This is a genomic window from Streptomyces sp. NPDC001920 (genome assembly GCF_053594495.1).
In genome coordinates this window covers 370,339-387,805 of record NZ_JBSFEP010000002.1, presented here as the reverse complement: position 1 = coordinate 387,805, position 17,467 = coordinate 370,339, and the positions used below count along the sequence as shown (strand labels likewise).

15 protein-coding genes are annotated in these 17,467 nt (G+C 72.8%); 9 read left to right on the top strand and 6 right to left on the bottom strand.

All coding sequences use genetic code 11. The features are described from left to right. Position 1: 1 nt before the first annotated feature. On the bottom strand, positions 2 to 781 hold the full coding sequence (locus tag ACWCPI_RS04325) for an adenosylcobinamide-GDP ribazoletransferase (RefSeq protein WP_451036824.1): 780 nt from the start codon (positions 779 to 781) through the stop codon (positions 2 to 4). 73 nt (positions 782 to 854) lie between these two features. Between ACWCPI_RS04325 and ACWCPI_RS04320 the strand changes: the two genes are divergently transcribed. Continuing rightward, positions 855 to 1,619 carry a hypothetical protein gene (locus ACWCPI_RS04320; RefSeq protein ID WP_451036654.1) on the top strand — a complete coding sequence of 255 codons (765 nt, stop codon included), beginning with the start codon at positions 855 to 857 and terminating at the stop codon, positions 1,617 to 1,619. A 245-nt stretch (positions 1,620 to 1,864) separates the two neighbouring features. Here ACWCPI_RS04320 and cobT read toward each other — a convergent pair whose 3' ends face one another. Continuing rightward, positions 1,865 to 3,016, bottom strand: a complete 1,152-nt coding sequence (gene cobT / locus ACWCPI_RS04315; protein WP_451036653.1) for a nicotinate-nucleotide--dimethylbenzimidazole phosphoribosyltransferase — start codon at positions 3,014 to 3,016, stop codon at positions 1,865 to 1,867. 215 nt (positions 3,017 to 3,231) lie between these two features. Between cobT and ACWCPI_RS04310 the strand changes: the two genes are divergently transcribed. Continuing rightward, positions 3,232 to 4,056, top strand: a complete 825-nt coding sequence (locus tag ACWCPI_RS04310; protein ID WP_451036652.1) for a class I SAM-dependent methyltransferase — start codon at positions 3,232 to 3,234, stop codon at positions 4,054 to 4,056. Here the strand turns inward: ACWCPI_RS04310 and ACWCPI_RS04305 are convergent. Next, entirely contained in the window at positions 4,045 to 5,247 is a 1,203-nt protein-coding gene (locus tag ACWCPI_RS04305) for a bifunctional adenosylcobinamide kinase/adenosylcobinamide-phosphate guanylyltransferase (RefSeq protein ID WP_451036651.1), read from the bottom strand. The genes ACWCPI_RS04310 and ACWCPI_RS04305 overlap by 12 nt on opposite strands. A gap of 181 nt (positions 5,248 to 5,428) precedes the next feature. On the opposite strand from ACWCPI_RS04305, the gene ACWCPI_RS04300 reads away from it, so the two are divergent. After that, positions 5,429 to 5,641 carry a hypothetical protein gene (locus ACWCPI_RS04300; protein ID WP_451036650.1) on the top strand — a complete coding sequence of 71 codons (213 nt, stop codon included), beginning with the start codon at positions 5,429 to 5,431 and terminating at the stop codon, positions 5,639 to 5,641. 46 nt (positions 5,642 to 5,687) lie between these two features. Here ACWCPI_RS04300 and ACWCPI_RS04295 read toward each other — a convergent pair whose 3' ends face one another. The 3 genes from ACWCPI_RS04295 to ACWCPI_RS04285 form a co-directional block, all read right to left on the bottom strand. Next, the gene (locus ACWCPI_RS04295; RefSeq protein ID WP_451036649.1) at positions 5,688 to 6,767 is read right to left on the bottom strand and encodes a S1C family serine protease; all 1,080 of its coding nucleotides are present in this window, start codon (positions 6,765 to 6,767) and stop codon (positions 5,688 to 5,690) included. A gap of 56 nt (positions 6,768 to 6,823) precedes the next feature. Next, a complete protein-coding gene (locus tag ACWCPI_RS04290; RefSeq protein ID WP_451036648.1) occupies positions 6,824 to 7,525 on the bottom strand; it encodes a class I SAM-dependent methyltransferase in 702 nt (233 codons plus the stop codon). 83 nt (positions 7,526 to 7,608) lie between these two features. Further along, positions 7,609 to 8,247, bottom strand: a complete 639-nt coding sequence (locus ACWCPI_RS04285; protein ID WP_451036823.1) for a DUF3043 domain-containing protein — start codon at positions 8,245 to 8,247, stop codon at positions 7,609 to 7,611. 335 nt (positions 8,248 to 8,582) lie between these two features. On the opposite strand from ACWCPI_RS04285, the gene ACWCPI_RS04280 reads away from it, so the two are divergent. The 6 genes from ACWCPI_RS04280 to ACWCPI_RS04255 all read left to right on the top strand — a co-directional run bounded on the left by ACWCPI_RS04280 (position 8,583) and on the right by ACWCPI_RS04255 (position 17,467). Further along, complete coding sequence (locus ACWCPI_RS04280; RefSeq protein ID WP_451036822.1) at positions 8,583 to 9,362, top strand: PspA/IM30 family protein; 780 nt, start codon at positions 8,583 to 8,585, stop codon at positions 9,360 to 9,362. A 41-nt stretch (positions 9,363 to 9,403) separates the two neighbouring features. Continuing rightward, a complete protein-coding gene (pspAA, locus tag ACWCPI_RS04275; protein WP_451036821.1) occupies positions 9,404 to 9,682 on the top strand; it encodes a PspA-associated protein PspAA in 279 nt (92 codons plus the stop codon). 115 nt (positions 9,683 to 9,797) lie between these two features. Further along, a complete protein-coding gene (locus ACWCPI_RS04270; RefSeq protein WP_451036647.1) occupies positions 9,798 to 11,015 on the top strand; it encodes a sensor histidine kinase in 1,218 nt (405 codons plus the stop codon). Positions 11,016 to 11,097: 82 nt separating this feature from the next. Beyond that, on the top strand, positions 11,098 to 11,781 hold the full coding sequence (locus ACWCPI_RS04265) for a response regulator (RefSeq protein WP_451036646.1): 684 nt from the start codon (positions 11,098 to 11,100) through the stop codon (positions 11,779 to 11,781). A 176-nt stretch (positions 11,782 to 11,957) separates the two neighbouring features. Then, entirely contained in the window at positions 11,958 to 15,095 is a 3,138-nt protein-coding gene (locus ACWCPI_RS04260; protein ID WP_451036645.1) for an efflux RND transporter permease subunit, read from the top strand. 119 nt (positions 15,096 to 15,214) lie between these two features. Then, positions 15,215 to 17,467, top strand: a complete 2,253-nt coding sequence (locus ACWCPI_RS04255) for a protein kinase domain-containing protein (RefSeq protein WP_451036644.1) — start codon at positions 15,215 to 15,217, stop codon at positions 17,465 to 17,467.

Sequence of the window (17,467 nt, the reverse complement as noted above, 5' to 3'; positions counted from 1 at the left end):
GTCAGCCCAGGCAGAGCACGACGAGGGCGGTCGTCGCCGCCGTCTCCGCGAGCCCGCCGAAGACGTCGCCGGTGACCCCGCCGAAGCGGCGGACGCAGTGCCGCAGCAGGACTTCGGCGGCGCTGAGCGCGATGAGCACCGCGAGGGCGGTGCGGGCGAGGTCGGCCGCCCCGAGCAGCGCGCCCGCCGCCGCGGCGACACCGGTCACGGCCAGGGCGACGGCCACCGCGCCGCGTACCGGTACGACGCCGGCCACCGCGGCCCCGAGCCCCTCCGGCCGTGCCGCGGGCACCCCCGTCCGGGCGGCCAGGGTGAGCGCGAGGCGGGCGGCGACGGCGGACGCGACGGTGGCCAGGGCGCCGCGGGCCCATGAGTCGCCGTACAGCTGGGCGAGCGCGGCCACCTGCGCCAGCAGCGCGAACACGAGCGTGATGACGCCGAAGGGCCCGATGTCCGACTGCTTCATGATCCGCAGTGCGTCCTCGGCCGGTTTGCCGCTGCCCAGCCCGTCGGCGGTGTCGGCCAGCCCGTCGAGATGCAGGCCCCGGGTGAGGGCGGCCGGCACGGCGGCTCCGGCGACCGCGGCGAGGAGCGGGGCGGCGCCGAGGAACAGCAGCACCAGCGCGAGGACGGCGGCGGCGCCGCCGAGGACCACTCCGACGAGCGGGGCGCACAGCATCCCGCCGCGCGCGGTGTCCCGGTCCCACCGGCTCACCCGGACGGGCAGCACACTGAGCGTGCCGAAGGCGAAACGGAGGCCGTGCAGCGGCGGGAGGGTCATGGACACGGCGGAAGAGTAGCCCGGACGTCGTCCCCGGCAGGCAGCCCACCCCCGTCGCGGAGACACTGGGGACATGGGTGACTGGTGGCAGCGCAACATCATCGAACCGGGCAAACTCCCGCTGCTGCTGGCCCTGACCGCCTTCGTGGTCACGTTCCTGGTGACCCGGGTCATCACCCGCCTGATCCGGGCGGGCAAAGGGCCCTTCCGCAACATCGAGACCGGCGCCGTCCACATCCACCACGTGGTCCCCGGAGTCGTCCTCACGATCATCGGCGGCTTCTGCGCGGTCGCCGGCGGCCAGCGCGGCATCGGCTCCGCCGTGGCCGCCGTGGTCTTCGGGATCGGCGCGGGCCTGGTCCTGGACGAGTTCGCGCTGATCCTGCACCTGGACGACGTGTACTGGACCGAGGCCGGCCGCAAGAGCGTCGAGGTGGTCGTGCTGACCGCCGCCGTGGTCGGCCTGCTCCTGCTCGGCTTCGCGCCCTTCGGGGTCAACGACCTCGACGAGAACGAGATGCAGAACCGCGGGTCGGCGCTCAGCACGATCGCCGGGAACTTCCTCCTCGCCCTGATCGCCCTCGCCAAGGGCAAGGCCCGTATCGCGATCTTCGGGGTGATCATTCCCTTCATCGCCCTGTTCGGCGCCATCCGCCTGGCCCGGCCCGCCTCCCCGTGGGCCAAGCGCTTCTACGGCCGTCGTCCGCGGGCCCGCGCCAAGGCCCAGTTGCGCGCCTACCACCACGACCGGCGCTGGTCGGGCCTCAGCCGCAAGGTCCAGGACTGGATCGGCGGCGCGCCCGACGCGGATCCGGCCCGGGCCCTGGAACGCCGCTGACGCACCGCGCACACCGCCGACACCCCGCACGCACCGGCACCGCGACGGCCGTGCCGCACGCTCTTCCGCCGCGACCGGCGCGGCGGACGTCCCCGCTCGGGTGCGTCACCTGATCGGAGTCCACCGGGGCCGTCCTGCCGCCCGTGGCTGCCCCGTTGCAGTCCCTCGTCCCCGGCGGCCACGACACGGTCGGCCGGACAGACCCGTCCCGTGGGCCCTGGCCGTCTGGCGCGCCAGATCGGCCCCTACTCGGCCCCCGGCTCCCCGGCCACCGATTCCTGAGGCGTCTCCGCCTCCACCGGCGTCTCCGCCTCCACCGGCTTCTCCGCCTCCACCGGCGTCTCCGGCTCCAGCGGCCGCTCCGGCAGTTCGGCGGCCAGTGCGGCGGCGGCCATCACCGTGGGGAGGGCCAGCAGGCCTCCGGCGCCTTCGCCGACCCGCACGCCCTGGTCGAGCAGAGGCTCCAGTGCCATCCGGTCCAGCGCCTTGGCCTGGCCCGGCTCCCCGCTGTCGTGCGCGGCCAGCCACCAGTCCGGCGCCCGGAACGCGATCCGCTGCCCCACCAGCGCACAGGCGGCGACCACGATCCCGTCCAGCACGACCGGCATCTTGCGCACCGCGCTCTGCAGCAGGAACCCGGTGATCGCGGCGAGGTCGGCGCCGCCCACCGTCGCGAGCAGCTGCAGCTGGTCGCCGAGCACGGGCCGTGCCCGGCGCAGGGCGTCCCGGATCGCCGCGCACTTGCGCATCCACACCAGGTCGTCGATGGCCAGCCCGCCCCGACCGGTGACCACGGAGGCGTCGGTCCCGCACAGCGCGGCGACCAGCACCCCGGCCGCCGTCGTCCCGCCGACGCTCACATCGCCGAGCACCACCAGATCCGTACCGGAGTCGGCCTCCTCGTCCGCCACCGCCATCCCGGCCCGGAAGGCGGCCTCCGCCTCCTGCGGCGTCAGCGCGTCCTCGATGTCGATACGCCCGCTGCCGCGCCGCACCCGGTGCCGCACCACCGTCTCCGGCAGCGTCTGCGGGTCGCAGTCCAGGGCCATGTCGACGACCCGCACCCCGACCCCGAGCCGCCGCGCGAGCACGGACACCGGCCGGCCGCCCTCAAGGATCTCCCGCACCAACTCCCCGGCACCGCCCGCCGGCCGCGCCGAGACGCCCAGCTCGGCGATGCCGTGGTCCCCGGCGAACAGCACGACCCGCGGCTGTTCGATCGGCCGCACCGGCACGGCGGACTGCGCCGCCGCCAGCCACTCACCCAGATCGTCGAGGCGGCCCAGCGCTCCGGGCGGCACGACCTGACGCTCACGGCGTGCCTCGGCGTCACGGCGCACCCCACCGTCGGGGCGCTCGATCAGTTCGGAGAAGTCGTCGAGATTAAGCGAGCTCATTCGCCGAACAGTACCGGCACCGGTCGAACAGAACGGTGCCCCATGGCCACCCCGGGCTCCGCCACGGCACCGCCGCGTCGGCGTGACGTCGTTGCACCCAAGATCGCCATCCCATACGTTCCGTTTTGCAGCGGATTGTCGGGGCATGCTCGCACCGTCCCGCCGTCCGCCCCGCCGTACGCCCCCGTCGTACGTCCTCGCGCCCGGGAGCCACCATGACCGCGACCGCACCCGCCCAACGCCGCCACGCCGCCTGCGCGTTCACTCTCGCCCCGTGCCGGGAACACACCTACGTCCCCCGGTACCTGTGGCTCGCGCGGCAGGCGCCCGCCCGCCGTCTGAGAGCCGCCGCCCGCGCGGCACTGCCTCTCGGTGAGCCGGAGAGCTGGCTGGACGTGGGCACGGGCGACGCCCGCTTCCCGGAGGCCGCCAGGGAATTCTTCCCGTACACGGCGTTCGACGGCCTGGACCCGACCGACCGCGTCCTGCACGCCCGCGTGGCCGAGCGCGTGGAGGAGGCCTACGTCGGCCGGCTGACGGACCCCCGCGTCACGACCCGGCTGCGCACCCGTTACGACGTCGTCAGCATGTTCCGCCACCTGGAGCACGCCCCGGACCCGCGCGCCGAACTCCGGGCCGCCCTCGCGGTCCTGCGCCCCGGCGGCCACCTGGTCCTCGAACTCCCCAACCCGCGCGGCGCGTTCGCCCTGCTGCTCGGCGCCTGGTGGACCCCGCACAGCCGCCCGGGCCATCTCCACCTGCTGCCCCTGGCCACGCTCTGCGAGGAACTCCGCTCCCAGGGCTGCGCGGTCGTCTCGATCGACCGCGCCCCGCACACCCCGTACGACTTCGCGGTCACGACCTCCCGGGTGCTCAGCGGCCTGGTCTCCCCGTACCTGGCGGTGCTGGGCGCCCCCCTGATCGCCGCGGCCTGGGCCCTCGACCTGCTCCTGGCGCCCGTGCTGCGCCGCACGCCGCTCGCTAACGCGTACCGCGTCATCGCCCGCAAGGAGCCGGCGGCGCCGGCCTCATCCGCGTAGCACCATCGCCTGCCCCGCGACCACCAGCACCACCTGCTCGCACTCCCCGGCGAACGCCGCGTTCAGCCGTCCCAGCTCGTCCCGGTAGCGGCGTCCCGACGCCGTCGCCGGGACGATCCCCGAGCCCACCTCGTTGGACACCGCGACCACGGTCCGCCGGGTGGCCCGCACCGCGTCCGTCAGCTCCCTCACCCGCTCCCGCAGCACCCGCTCGCCGCTCTCCGCCCACACCGCGTCGTCCCACGCGCCGGCCGAGTCCATCGCGTCCGTCAGCCACAGGGACAGACAGTCGATGAGCAACGGCGCCCCGTCCCCGGCCAGCAGCGGCACCAGATCACAGGTTTCGACGGTCCGCCACGAGCCCGGCCGCCGCTCCCGGTGCGTGGCGACCCGCGTCGCCCACTCCGTGTCCCCGGCCCGGCTGCCCCCCGTCGCCACGTACAGCACCTCGGGGAAGGACTCCAGCCGCCGTTCCGCCTCCACCGACTTCCCGGACCGGGCTCCGCCCAGCACCAGGGTCCGCCGGGGCACGTCCGGCACGTCCTCGTACGCCCCCACCACCAGCGTCTCCCCGTCCGGCACCGCCCGCGCCCCCGCCGCGGCCAACCGCCGCCGCAGTTCGGGCCCCGGCGGCACGTCATGGTCCAGATGGACGGCGACCACATCGGTCGTCGGTCCGACCGCGCCCACCGCCCGCAGCCTGGCAAGGGCGTCCGGCCGCCTCACGACATCGGCGACCACCATGTCGTACATCCCGACCGCCCCCTCCTCCAGTCCGGCCGGCGAGCCGCCCGGCGGCAGATACAGCAGCCGCTGCCCGTCCGGCCCGGTCACCGCGTACCCGGTGCCGGGAGAGTCCATCGCCACCGCCCGCACCCGATGTCCCGTCAGCAGCGTCAACTCCCGTCCGTCCGGCACCCGGCCGGGCTGCGGCAGCCCCGCCGGCACCTCGACGGCGGGTCCGTCGTGCGGGTGGGACAGCAGCACCTGCCGTACACCACTGAGCGAACGCCCCGCCCGAGCCGCCGCGAACGCCGCCCCCGGCGTCAGATCGAGCAGCAGCGTTCCGTCCACGAGCAGGGCGGTCGCCGCCCGCGCGTCATCACCGAGCGCGCTCGCACAGGCCGCGCAGGGACAGTCGGGGCGGGGGAGTCCCGCGGGGGCACCGGTGCCGAGCAGAGTCAGTTCCACGGACCGATTTTCGCCGGTCGCCACTGATCTTGCGCGCCCGAGGGCCCTCGTGGGCGCACCGAGCACGTGAACCGAACGCGCGCTCTGTTTACGGCGCACCTGACGGAGCACATACGCTCAGGGCGGGAGCCGGACCCTAACCGGCTTCCGTACTGCACGTGCTGACACCTGGGAGGCGTACATGGCGGCATGGACGTGGCGGTTCGAGAAGGCCGACGGGGCGGAGGTCCAGCCCGCGGTGGAGCCCGAGGAGTTCACCACCCAGGGCGACGCCGAGTCCTGGATCGGGGAGCACTGGAAGGCCCTCCAGGAGGGCGGCGCGGACCAGGTGCGGCTCTTCGAGGACTCCGCGGAGATCTACGGGCCGATGAGCCTGCACGCCGACGCGTCGTAGCCGACGGGCGGGGTGAGGGCGACCGGGCCCTCACCCGGCCGCCCCCTCACTGCTCACCCAACGTCACGTCCACCGTCTTCTCCTCGCCGTCGCGCGTGTACGTCACCGTCGTCCGCTCGCCCGGCCGGTCGGAGGCCAGCTCCTGGGCGAGTGAGGTGATCGTGTCGATGTCCGTGTCACCGAGCCGGGTGATGACGTCCCCGGGTTCGATCCCGGCCTTGTCGGCCGCCCCGCCCGCCGTCACCTCGACGACGGCGACGCCCGCGACCTCGTAGTCGTCGTTCACGACCGTACGGCCCGTGATGCCGAGCGCCGCCCGGCCCGACTCGGTGACCCTGCCGTCCTTCACGATCTGGTCGGCGACCATCTGCACGGTCGACGCCGGGATCGCGAACCCGATGCCGGGCGCCGCGCCCTCCCCCGCACCGGGTTCGGTCGCCGCGAGGGTCGGGATGCCGATGACCCGGCCGTCGAGGTTCACCAGTGCCCCGCCGCTGTTGCCGGGGTTGATGGCGGCCGACGTCTGCACCATGTTGGGGATCGTCGCGCCCGTACCGCCGTTGTCACGGCTCTCGGTGACGGTCCGTCCGGTCGCCGAGACGATGCCCTGCGTCACGCTGGACGACAGCCCGAGCGGCGAACCCATGGCGAGCACGATCTGCCCGACCTCGACCTTCGCCGAGTCCCCGAACCGCGCCGCCTTCAGCCCCTTCGGCGCCTTGTCCAGCTTGATCACGGCGAGGTCCTGCTGCGGATACGAGAAGACGAGCCGTGCGGTGAGGGTGTCCTCGCTGTTGGCGGTCGTCACCCGGAAGCTGTCCTGCGTGCCGACGACATGCGCGTTGGTGACGATGTGCCCCTGGCCGTCGTAGACCACGCCGGAGCCCAGATCGGTCCTGGCCTGGATCTGCACGACCGACGGCAGTACGTCCTCGATCACCTTCAGGTAGCCGTTCTGCAGATCGTCGACCGCCCGCCCGGGCGCCGCGGCCTGCGCGGCCCGCGTCGCCGAGTCCTCCTTCTCGCCCGAGCCCGCGGCCGGGGAGTGCGAGCACCCCGGAAGCAGACCCAGGCAGCACAGCAGGGCGGCGACCGGGCGCGGGGCGCGGAGACGGCGAGCATCCATGCCCCGAGTCTCGCTTCGCCAACCGGTGTCGGCCTGCGCTGCTCACCCGAACGAGCTCAGCCGCGCACCCCGCACAGATGCAGCAACGCGGCGACGCTCCGATACGGGTCCGTCTTCCCCGCCCGCTCCTCCACCGCCAGCAACGTCTCCACGTCCGCGGGGACCTGTGCCCCGTCCGCCGCGGTGTCGGTGAACACCCGCACGCCGTACCAGGCGTGCAGCGGCGCCCCGATCCCCGCGAGCGTCGCCGTCAGCTCGGCGAGCCGGTCCGCCCGTACGTCGAGCCCCAGTCGGTTCCGGTAGGCGGTGGTGTCGAAGGCGGCCAGCGCACCGGCCCAGTCCGACGCCAGCCCCGGCCGCATGGCCAGCGCGTCGCCGTTGCGCACGAGCAGCGACAGCAGTCCGCCCGGGGCGAGCATCCGGGCAAGTCCGGCCAGCAGCGGATCGGGCTCCTCGATGTACATCAGCACACCGTGGCAGAGCACGACGTCGAAGCTGCCCGGCAGGAAGTGCACGCCGGTGTCCCGTCCGTCCCCCTGGACGATACGGACCCGCTCCCGGATCCCCTCCGGTTCGCCCGCGAGCTCCTCACGGGCCGTCGCGATCATCTTCGCGTCCTGCTCGACGCCGGTCACCTGGTGCCCGGCCCTGGCCAGCCGCAGCGCCTGGGTGCCCTGGCCCATCCCCACGTCGAGCACCCGCAGCCGCTGCCCGACCGGGAACCGCCCGGCTATCTGCTCGTCGAGCTGCCGGGCCACCAGCTCCTGTCGTACGACATCACGCAGCCCGCCCAGCTTGCTCAGCCAGGCATCGGCCGCACCCCCGGAAAAAGCGGTCGTGCTCAGGGCCGCTCTCCGCGCTTGACCTGAGGCTTCGGCAGCCGGAGCCGGCGCATCTGCAGGGAGCGCATCAGCGCGTAGGCGACCGCGCCGCGCCTGTTGTCGTCCGGGAAGCGCTCGGCGAGCCGCTTCTTCAGGCGGAAGCCGGTGACGACCGAGTCGAGCACGATCAGCACGATCACGACGAGCCACAGCAGCAGCGCGATGTTCTGCAGCGACGCGACCCGGACCATGCTCAGCACCAGGATGATCACGGCCATCGGCAGGAAGAACTCAGCGACGTTGAAACGCGAGTCGATGAAGTCACGGGCGAACCTGCGGACCGGGCCCTTGTCACGGGCCGGCAGGTACCGCTCGTCGCCCCCGGCCAGCGCCTGGCGCTGCTTCTCCAGGGCGGCCCGGCGCTCCTCGCGCTGGCGCTTGGCGGCCTCCTTGCGCGTCATCGACGTGTTGGCCACGCTGCGACGCTGCGACTGGGCCGCACTGCGCTTGGGCGTGGGGCGGCCCTTCGGGGCCTCGGGGTGACGGGTCTGAGTGGAGTCGGTCACCAGCGCCTTGTCGGCGGCCTGGGCCTTCTCTTCCTTGGCACGGCTACGGAACACAAAACCCAAGGGTACGGGGTGGCGGGGGTTGGACCCCAGCCCGGCCGGGAACGATCCGGCAACACCAGTCGTCGTAGGGGGACAGAGAGGACGTTGCAGACGGTCCGTCCGACGGTCACGGGAAAGGCACACGGGCGGCACCGGGTGGACACCGCGAGCTCAACCATGGGCCCGCTCCCGACCCACCCGGGAGTCACCTACTCCTTACGCCGGAGCGCGGGCGTCAGCAGTCGTCCTCGGGGATGAGCGCATCCGTCCCCGAACAGTGCGTCAATGGATGCAGGGCCCGTACTGTGGGTTCTGTCGCAGAGCTGGAGCTGGACGTCAGAAGGGGGCGCGCGAAGCCCATGAGCGGTGTCATGAAGCGTATGGGGATGATCTTCCGCGCGAAGGCGAACAAGGCCCTTGACCGGGCCGAGGACCCGCGCGAGACCCTCGATTACTCGTACCAGAAGCAGCTGGAGCTGCTCCAGAAGGTCCGTCGTGGCGTCGCCGACGTCGCCACGTCGCGCAAGCGCCTGGAACTCCAGCTCAACCAACTCCAGCAGCAGTCGTCGAAGCTGGAGGACCAGGGCCGCAAGGCGCTCGCGCTGGGCCGCGAGGACCTGGCCCGCGAGGCGCTGTCCCGCCGCGCCGCCCTCCAGCAGCAGGTGACGGACCTGGAGACCCAGCACGCGACGCTGCAGGGCGAGGAGGAGAAGCTCACCCTCGCGGCCCAGCGCCTGCAGGCGAAGGTCGACGCCTTCCGCACCAAGAAGGAGACGATCAAGGCCACCTACACGGCGGCCCAGGCCCAGACCCGCATCGGCGAGGCCTTCTCGGGCATCTCGGAGGAGATGGGCGACGTCGGCCTGGCGATCCAGCGTGCCGAGGACAAGACGGCGCAGCTGCAGGCCCGTGCGGGAGCCATCGACGAACTCCTCGCCTCCGGTGCCCTGGACGACCAGTCCGGCATGCACAAGGACGACATCCAGGCCGAGCTGGACCGGCTCTCCGGTGGTACGGATGTAGAGCTGGAACTGCAGCGGATGAAGGCGGAGCTGGCGGGAGGCCCGGCGGCCGGCCAGCAGGCCATCGAAGGCGGCAACGGCGCCCAGTCGCAGCAGCAGTCCCAGCACCAGCCGCAGGACACCCCGCGCTTCGACAAGCAGTAGCCGACGGCGGGGCCCACGCCGAGGAGGGCGAGATGGGCGACATGATCGTCCGGATCATGGGTGAGGGGCAGGTGAAGCTGTCCGACAGCCACCTGCCCGAGCTGAACAAGCTCGACGACGAGCTGCTGCGCGAAATGGAGAACGGCGACGGCCCCGGCTTCCGCCGCACCCTCGCCGCCCTCCTGTCCAAGGTCCGCGAACTGGGCGACCCCCTGCCCGACGACTCCCTGGAACCGTCCGAACTGATCCTGCCCTCCCCGGACGCGACCCTGGAGGAGGTCCGGGAGCTGCTGAGTGACGACGGGCTGATCCCGGGTTGAGGACGGCTCGGGGCACACGCCCCGGGGCGTGTGCTCCGGGGGCACACGCCCCGCGCTGCTGAGTCCGGTCGGCCCCCGTACCGGGCTCCGCGGGCACGCCGTACCGTAAGCAAGCGTGAGCATCCTCGACCGCGCCCGGCGGCATCTCAAGGCGCACCCCATGGCGCTGGACGCGGCGCTGGCGGTCGCCGTACTGGCCTGCATGGTGGCCGGCTCGTTCGTGGACCCGCACGGGAAGAGCGGCGTCAGCTGGGGCCTGCGCACCCCCGACGCACTCAGTCTCGTCCTCATCGTCCTCGGTGCCGCGGCCCTGGTCCTGCGCCGCCGCGCCCCCATGACGGTCCTCGCCCTGACCTGCACCGTCTCCCTCGTCGAGTCCGTCACCGGCGACCCCCGCGCCCCCGTCGCGATGTCGGCGGTCATCGCCCTGTACACCGTCGCCTCGACCACCGACCGCCCCACCACCTGGCGCGTCGGCCTGCTCACCATGACCGTGCTGACCGGCTCCGCCATGCTCGCCGGCCCCCTGCCCTGGTACGCCCAGGAGAACCTCGCCATCTTCGCCTGGACCGGCATCGGCGCCACCGCCGGTGACGCGGTCCGCAGCCGCCGCGCCGTCGTCGCCGCCATCCGCGAACGCGCCGAACGAGCCGAGCGCACCCGCGAGGAGGAGGCCCGCCGCCGGGTCGCCGAGGAGCGCCTGCGCATCGCCCGGGACCTGCACGACGTCGTCGCCCACCACATCGCCCTCGTCAACGTCCAGGCCGGCGTCGCCGCCCATGTCATGGACAAGCGGCCCGACCAGGCCAAGGAGGCCCTCGCCCACGTACGCGAGGCCAGCCGCTCCGCGCTCAACGAACTCCGCGCCACCGTCGGCCTGCTCCGGCAGTCCGGCGACCCGGAGGCCCCCACCGAGCCGGCGCCCGGCCTCGACCGCCTCGACGAACTCACCGGCACCTTCCGCAGCGCGGGCCTCCAGGTCGAGGTCGCCCGCGCGGACCAGGGCACCACACTCCCCGCCGCCGTCGACCTCGCCGCCTACCGCGTGATCCAGGAAGCCCTCACCAACGTGCAGAAGCACGCCGGTGCGGAGGCCAAGGCCGAGGTGAGCGTCGTCCGTGTCGGCCCGAACATCGAGATCACCGTCCTCGACGACGGCACCGGCGACGACGCCGCCCCCGACGGCGGCGGCCACGGCCTGCTCGGCATGCGTGAGCGCGTCACCGCCCTGCGCGGCACCCTCACCACCGGCCCCCGCTACGGCGGCGGCTTCCGCGTCCACGCGATCCTGCCGGTCGAGGGTCGCACCCGCGCCGCGGAGGGCACCGGATGAGCGAGCCACGGAACTCACGGGCCCTCCCGGGGAGTTCATTCAGCGCCAAGCCACCCGCCCCGTGCCTCGCGAAGGACCCCGCATGACCATCCGCGTCCTGCTCGCCGACGACCAGGCCCTGCTGCGCAGCGCCTTCCGCGTGCTCGTGGACTCCGAGCCCGACATGGAGGTCGTCGGCGAGGCCTCCGACGGGGCCGAGGCGGTGCGGCTGGCCAGGCAGGAGCGGGCGGACGTCGTGCTGATGGACATCCGGATGCCCGGCACCGACGGCCTCGCCGCCACCCGCATGATCAGCGCGGACCCCGCTCTCGCCCAGGTCCGCGTCGTCATCCTGACCACCTTCGAGGTCGACGACTACGTCGTGCAGTCCCTGCGCGCCGGCGCCTCCGGCTTTCTCGGCAAGGGCTCCGAGCCGGACGAACTGCTGAGCGCCATCCGTATCGCGGCCGGTGGCGAGGCCCTGCTCTCCCCGGCCGCCACCAAGGGCCTGATCGCCCGCTTCCTCGCCCAGGGCGGCAGCGATGACGGCGACCGCGACCCCGCCCGCTCCGAGCGGCTCGACGCCCTCACCGGCCGGGAGCGCGAGGTGCTGGTCCAGGTGGCCGGCGGGCACTCCAACGACGAGATCGCCGAACGCCTGGAGGTCAGCCCACTGACCGTGAAGACGCACGTCAACCGGGCCATGTCCAAACTCGGCGCCCGCGACCGGGCCCAGCTCGTGGTGATCGCGTACGAGTCGGGCCTGGTACGTCCAAGGGTGGAGTGACCTCGAAGCGGCGTACTGCGCCAGGAGTATGCGCCGTATAAGGAAATGGACCTGGGGCCTAGGAAACCGGGGTGCCGTATGGCTCAGGGTGTAAGGGCGGCGCTCATCTGTGACACATCCGTGTGCCACGGACGCCTCCTGCCCTTCTGCCGCTCACAGAAGAGAGACCCTGACGCATGTCCTGGCTGTCCAGATTCAGCCTCGCCCAACGTGCCCTCATAGGCCTGGTGTCGATCATCGCCCTGGCCTTCGGGGCGATCGCGATACCTCAGCTCAAGCAGCAACTGCTGCCCTCCATCGAACTGCCCATGGTGTCGGTGCTCGCCCCGTACCAGGGCGCGTCGCCGGACGTGGTCGAGAAGCAGGTCGTCGAACCCATCGAGGACAGCCTCGAAGCCGTCGACGGCATCACCGGCGTCACCTCGACGGCCAGCGAGGGCAACGCCCTGATCATGGCGTCCTTCGACTACGGCCCCGGCACCCGGCAGCTCGTCGCGGACGTCCAGCAGGCCGTCAACCGCGCCCGCGCCCAGCTTCCGGACGATGTGGACCCGCAGGTGATCGCCGGTTCCACCGACGACATCCCGACCGTCGTCCTCGCCGTCACCTCCGGCCAGGACCAGCAGGCCCTGGCCGACCGCATCGACCGGTCCCTCGTACCGGACCTGAAGGACATCGACGGCGTCGGCCAGGTCACCGTCGACGGCGTACGGGACCTGCAGGTCACCGTCACGCCGGACGACGCGGAGCTGGCCAAGGCGGGCCTGACCTCGGCCGCCCTCTCCGAAGCCCTGCAGGCCGGCGGCGCCACCGTCCCGGCCGGCTCGTTCGACGAGGACGGCAGCAACCGCACGGTCCGGGTGGGCGGCGGCTTCACCTCGCTGAAGCAGATCGAGAACCTCATGGTCACGGGCGAGGGCGCCGACAAGCCCGTACGCCTCGGTGACGTGGCCCGTGTCGAGCAGGAGCAGGCCCCGGCCGACTCCCTCACGCGCACCGACGGCAAGCCGTCGCTCGCGGTCGCGGTCACCATGGACCGCGACGGCAGCGCCGTCGCGATCTCGCACGCGGTACGGGACAAGCTCCCGGAGCTGCGCGCGGACCTCGGCCCGGGAGCCACGCTCACCGTGGTCAGCGACCAGGGGCCCGCGGTCGAGAAGTCCATCGACGGGCTGACCACGGAGGGCGCGCTCGGCCTGCTCTTCGCGGTCCTGGTCATCCTGGTCTTCCTCGCGTCGATCCGCTCGACGCTGGTGACCGCGGTGTCCATCCCGCTGTCGGTGGTCCTCGCGCTGATCGTGCTGTGGACCAGGGACCTCTCCCTGAACATGCTGACGCTCGGCGCGCTCACCATCGCCATCGGCCGGGTCGTCGACGACTCGATCGTGGTCCTGGAGAACATCAAGCGGCACCTCGGCTACGGCGAGGAGCGCCAGGAGGCCATCCTCAAGGCGGTCCGCGAGGTCGCCGGAGCGGTCACCTCCTCCACTCTCACCACGGTCGCCGTCTTCCTGCCGATCGGCCTGGTCGGCGGCATGGTGGGCGAGTTGTTCGGCTCGTTCAGCCTCACGGTGACGGCCGCGCTGCTGGCGTCGCTGCTGGTCTCGCTGACGGTCGTACCGGTGCTGTCGTACTGGTTCCTGCGCGCCCCGAAGGGCACGCCCGAGGACGCCGAGGAAGCGCGTCGGGCGGCGGAGGAGAAGGAGGCGAGGAGCAGGCTGCAGCGCTTCTACGTCCCCGTGCTGCGCTTCGCGACCCGGCGGCGGCTGACCAGCGTGCTGCTCGCGATCGTCGTCCTCGTGGGCACGTTCGGCATGGCGCCGCTGCTGAAGACGAACTTCTTCGACCAGGGCGAGCAGGAAGTCCTCACCGTCAAGCAGGAGCTGAAGCCGGGCACCAGCCTGGCGGCGACCGACGCGCAGGCCCGAAGGGTCGAGAAGCTGCTCGCCGGCATCGAGGGTGTCAAGGACTACCAGGTCACCGTCGGCTCGTCCGGCTTCATGGCGGCCTTCGGCGGCGGCACCGACACCAACCAGGCGTCGTACCAGGTGATGCTGGAGGACTCGGCGTCCTCCGAGGACGTGCAGGGCCGCATCGAGGCGGGTCTGAAGAAGCTCGACGGCATCGGTACGACCACCGTCGCCGCCGGTGACGGCTTCGGCGCCCAGGACCTGAGCGTGGTCGTGAAGGCGGCCGACGCGAACGTGCTGCGCGCGGCGTCCGAGGAGGTCCGCAAGGCGGTGGCCGGCCTGGACGACGTCACGGACGTCACCAGCGACCTGGCGCAGAGCGTGCCGCGCATCTCGGTGAAGGCCAACGGCAAGGCGGCCGCGGCGGGCTTCGACGACCGGACGCTCGGCATGGCCGTCGCCCAGGCGGTCCGCGGCACCACCGCGGCCCAGGCGACCCTCGACGACACCGAGCGTGACATCGTCATCAAGTCGGCGAAGCCGGCCGGGACGTTGAAGGAACTGCGGAACCTGCGCCTCGGCCCGGTGAAGCTGGGCGACATCGCGGACGTGAAGCTGGTCGACGGCCCCGTCTCGATGACCCGTATCGACGGCCGGCGCGCCGCCACGATCACCGCCAAGCCGACCGGCGACAACACCGGCGCGGTCAGCGCGGACCTCCAGGCCGAGATCAACGCCCTGACGCTCCCGGCGGGTGCCACCGCGCAGATCGGCGGGGTGTCCGAGGACCAGGACGAGGCCTTCGCCAACCTGGGCCTGGCGATGCTGGCGGCGATCGCGATCGTCTTCATGCTGCTGGTGGCGACGTTCCGCTCGCTGGTCCAGCCGCTGATCCTGCTGGTGTCGATCCCGTTCGCGGCGACCGGCGCGATCGGCCTGCTGGTGGCGACCGGCACCCCGATGGGCGTCCCCGCGATGATCGGCATGCTGATGCTGATCGGCATCGTGGTGACGAACGCGATCGTGCTGATCGACCTGATCAACCAGTACCGCAGGCAGGGCTACGGTGTCGTGGAGGCGGTCGTCGAGGGCGGTCGCCACCGGCTGCGGCCCATCCTGATGACCGCGCTGGCGACGATCTTCGCCCTGCTGCCCATGGCCCTGGGAGTCACCGGCGAGGGCGGCTTCATCGCCCAGCCGCTGGCGGTGGTGGTCATCGGCGGTCTGATCACGTCAACGATGCTGACCCTGCTCCTCGTCCCGACGCTCTACGCGATGGTGGAGCTCCGCAAGGAGCGCCGGGCGAAGAAGAGGGCGGCGAAGCGCGCGAAGAAGGCCGGTACGCCGGACGACTCCTCGGCCTCGTCCTCGTCCTCGGACGAGCCGGAGCCCGCGTCCGTGTGACCGTCCCGTCCGAAGGAGGCCGGGCACCGAACCCACGACGGTACGGTGCCCGGCCTCCGCCGTTTTTCCGTTACGTATCCTGAGTCCTCGAACTGTCACACGGGGGAGGAACGCCGGGCGTGCCGCTGCGCAAGGACGACCCCAGGTCGGTCGGCGGGTACAAGCTGCTCGACCGGCTCGGTGCCGGTGGCATGGGCGCCGTGTACCGGGGCAGATCGCGTTCCGGCCGTGAGGTCGCCGTCAAGGTGGTGCACGCCCAGTACGCCGAGGACCCGGTGTTCCGCGCCCGCTTCCGGCAGGAGATCGAGGCCGTCCGCAAGGTGAGCGGCGCCTTCACCGCGCCGGTGGTGGACGCCGACCCCGAGGCGGTACGGCCCTGGATGGCCACCCAGTACGTGCCCGGCCCCTCGCTCGCCCAGCGGATCCGCGACCGGGGCGCACTGCGCGAGAGCGAACTGCGGCGGCTGGCGCTGGGGTTGGTGGAGGCCCTGCGCGACATCCACCGGGCCGGCGTGGTGCACCGGGACCTCAAGCCCGCCAACGTCCTGATGGCCGACGACGGCCCCCGCGTCATCGACTTCGGCATCTCCCGGGCGGCCGAGAACCACAACACCCTGACCGAGACCGGCCAGATGATCGGCACCCCGCCCTTCATGTCCCCGGAACAGCTCACCGACGCCCGCACGGTCGGCCCCGCCTCGGACGTCTTCTCGCTCGGGGCCCTGCTGGTCTACGCCGTCACCGGACGTGGGCCCTTCGACGCCGACAGCCCGTATCTGACCGCCTACCGGGTCGTGCACCACGAACCCGTGCTGGACGGGCTGGGCCATCCGCTGCGCGGCCTGCTGGCGCGCTGCCTGACCAAGGACGCCGCGGGCCGGCCCGGACTGGACGAACTGGCGCGGGAGTTCGCGACCGCCCTGCCCGAGCCGACGGACGGCGATCAGGCCACCGTGACCCTGCGCATGGACGAGTTCCCGGCCACCGCGGGCACCCGTTCCGCGACCCTCGCCGACCCCGTGGACGTCTCGCGTTCCCGCCGGCGCGACCGCGTCCGCCCGCTGCTGGCCGCGACCGGCACGCTCGGCGCCGTCGCCCTCGGCCTGACGGCCTATCTGATTCTGGGGACGAAGGGGACGGAGACCGGACACGAGCCGAGCCGCCCCCCGTCGTCGGCGGCGTCCCGGTGGGCGGCGCCGCCCACCGGCTGGAAGCCGTGGCAGTCGACCGTCTTCGAGACCGCCGCGCACGGAGTGCGCAAGCCACTGGGCACGGACGGCGGCGGAATGCGGGGCCGGCCGGACTGCCAGGTGTACGAGGGCACCGTGTACTGCGCGGGCGACGGCATCCTGCCCGTACGTCTGGACGGCCGGACGGGTGCGACCGTCTGGCGCGCCGAGCCGGTGCGCCACGGCGACGGCAGGGGCTCGTACGACTTCACGCTGCTCGGCGTCCGGGACGACGCGGTACTGGTCCAGCAGCTCTTCCATCCCGACGGCGCCGCCGACAGCATGACCAGGGTCGTCGCCTACGACACCGGAAGCGGGAAGCGGCTCTGGCAGCGCGTGGTGAACGACGACTGGGCCGACACGACCCTCTCCGGCGATGTCGTCGTGCTCCCGGACAGCGGCGGCAGCACCGTGACGGCCCGCTCGCCCCGCACCGGCGCGGCGCGCTGGACGGCACAGCTGCCCCCGGAGCACTTCTGCGGATTCGCGGGGGCCGGCGAGGGCCTGTACCTCCAGTGCAGCCCGGAGGCGGATGAGCCCGCCGACTCCCTGGTCCTGGCACTGGACCGTGCCGACGGCTCGACCCGCCGGCTCACCGTGCCGCGCCAGTCCGGTCTCCTCGGCACCTTCGAGGGCCGGCTCCTCTTCCTGGACCTGACCCAGGACGAGGAGGGCAGCGTGCTCATGGGTGAGGGCGCGCCGGTCGCCCGGATACGGCTCGTGGACCCGCAGACGGGTGCGAGCAGCACCACGCGGCTGGCGGAGAAGTACGCCGGGCAGGTGGCGCTGGCGGACGGGACGCTGTGGTTCGCCACCTCCAGCGGACGGGTGACCGCCGTCTCGGTCCGCACCGGCGAGCGGCTGTGGCAGACCCCGACCAGCCTGGAGCATCCGTCCGAGGCGACCTACGACCCGCGGACGCGGGCCGTGTACCTGGTCAGTGAGAGCGGCCGGGTGGGAGCTCTCGACGCGCACAGGGGCACGCTGCTGTGGGAGACCCTGCCGCGTGCCGAACGCAACGACTCCGGCTGGTCCGCCCCCAGGGTGCGGCTCCTCGACGGTGCCCTGGTCGTGGCCACCCCCGACGGCACCGTCTTCAGCCTCGACCCCGCTCACCCCGACCGGAAACCCGTGCCGGGGTGA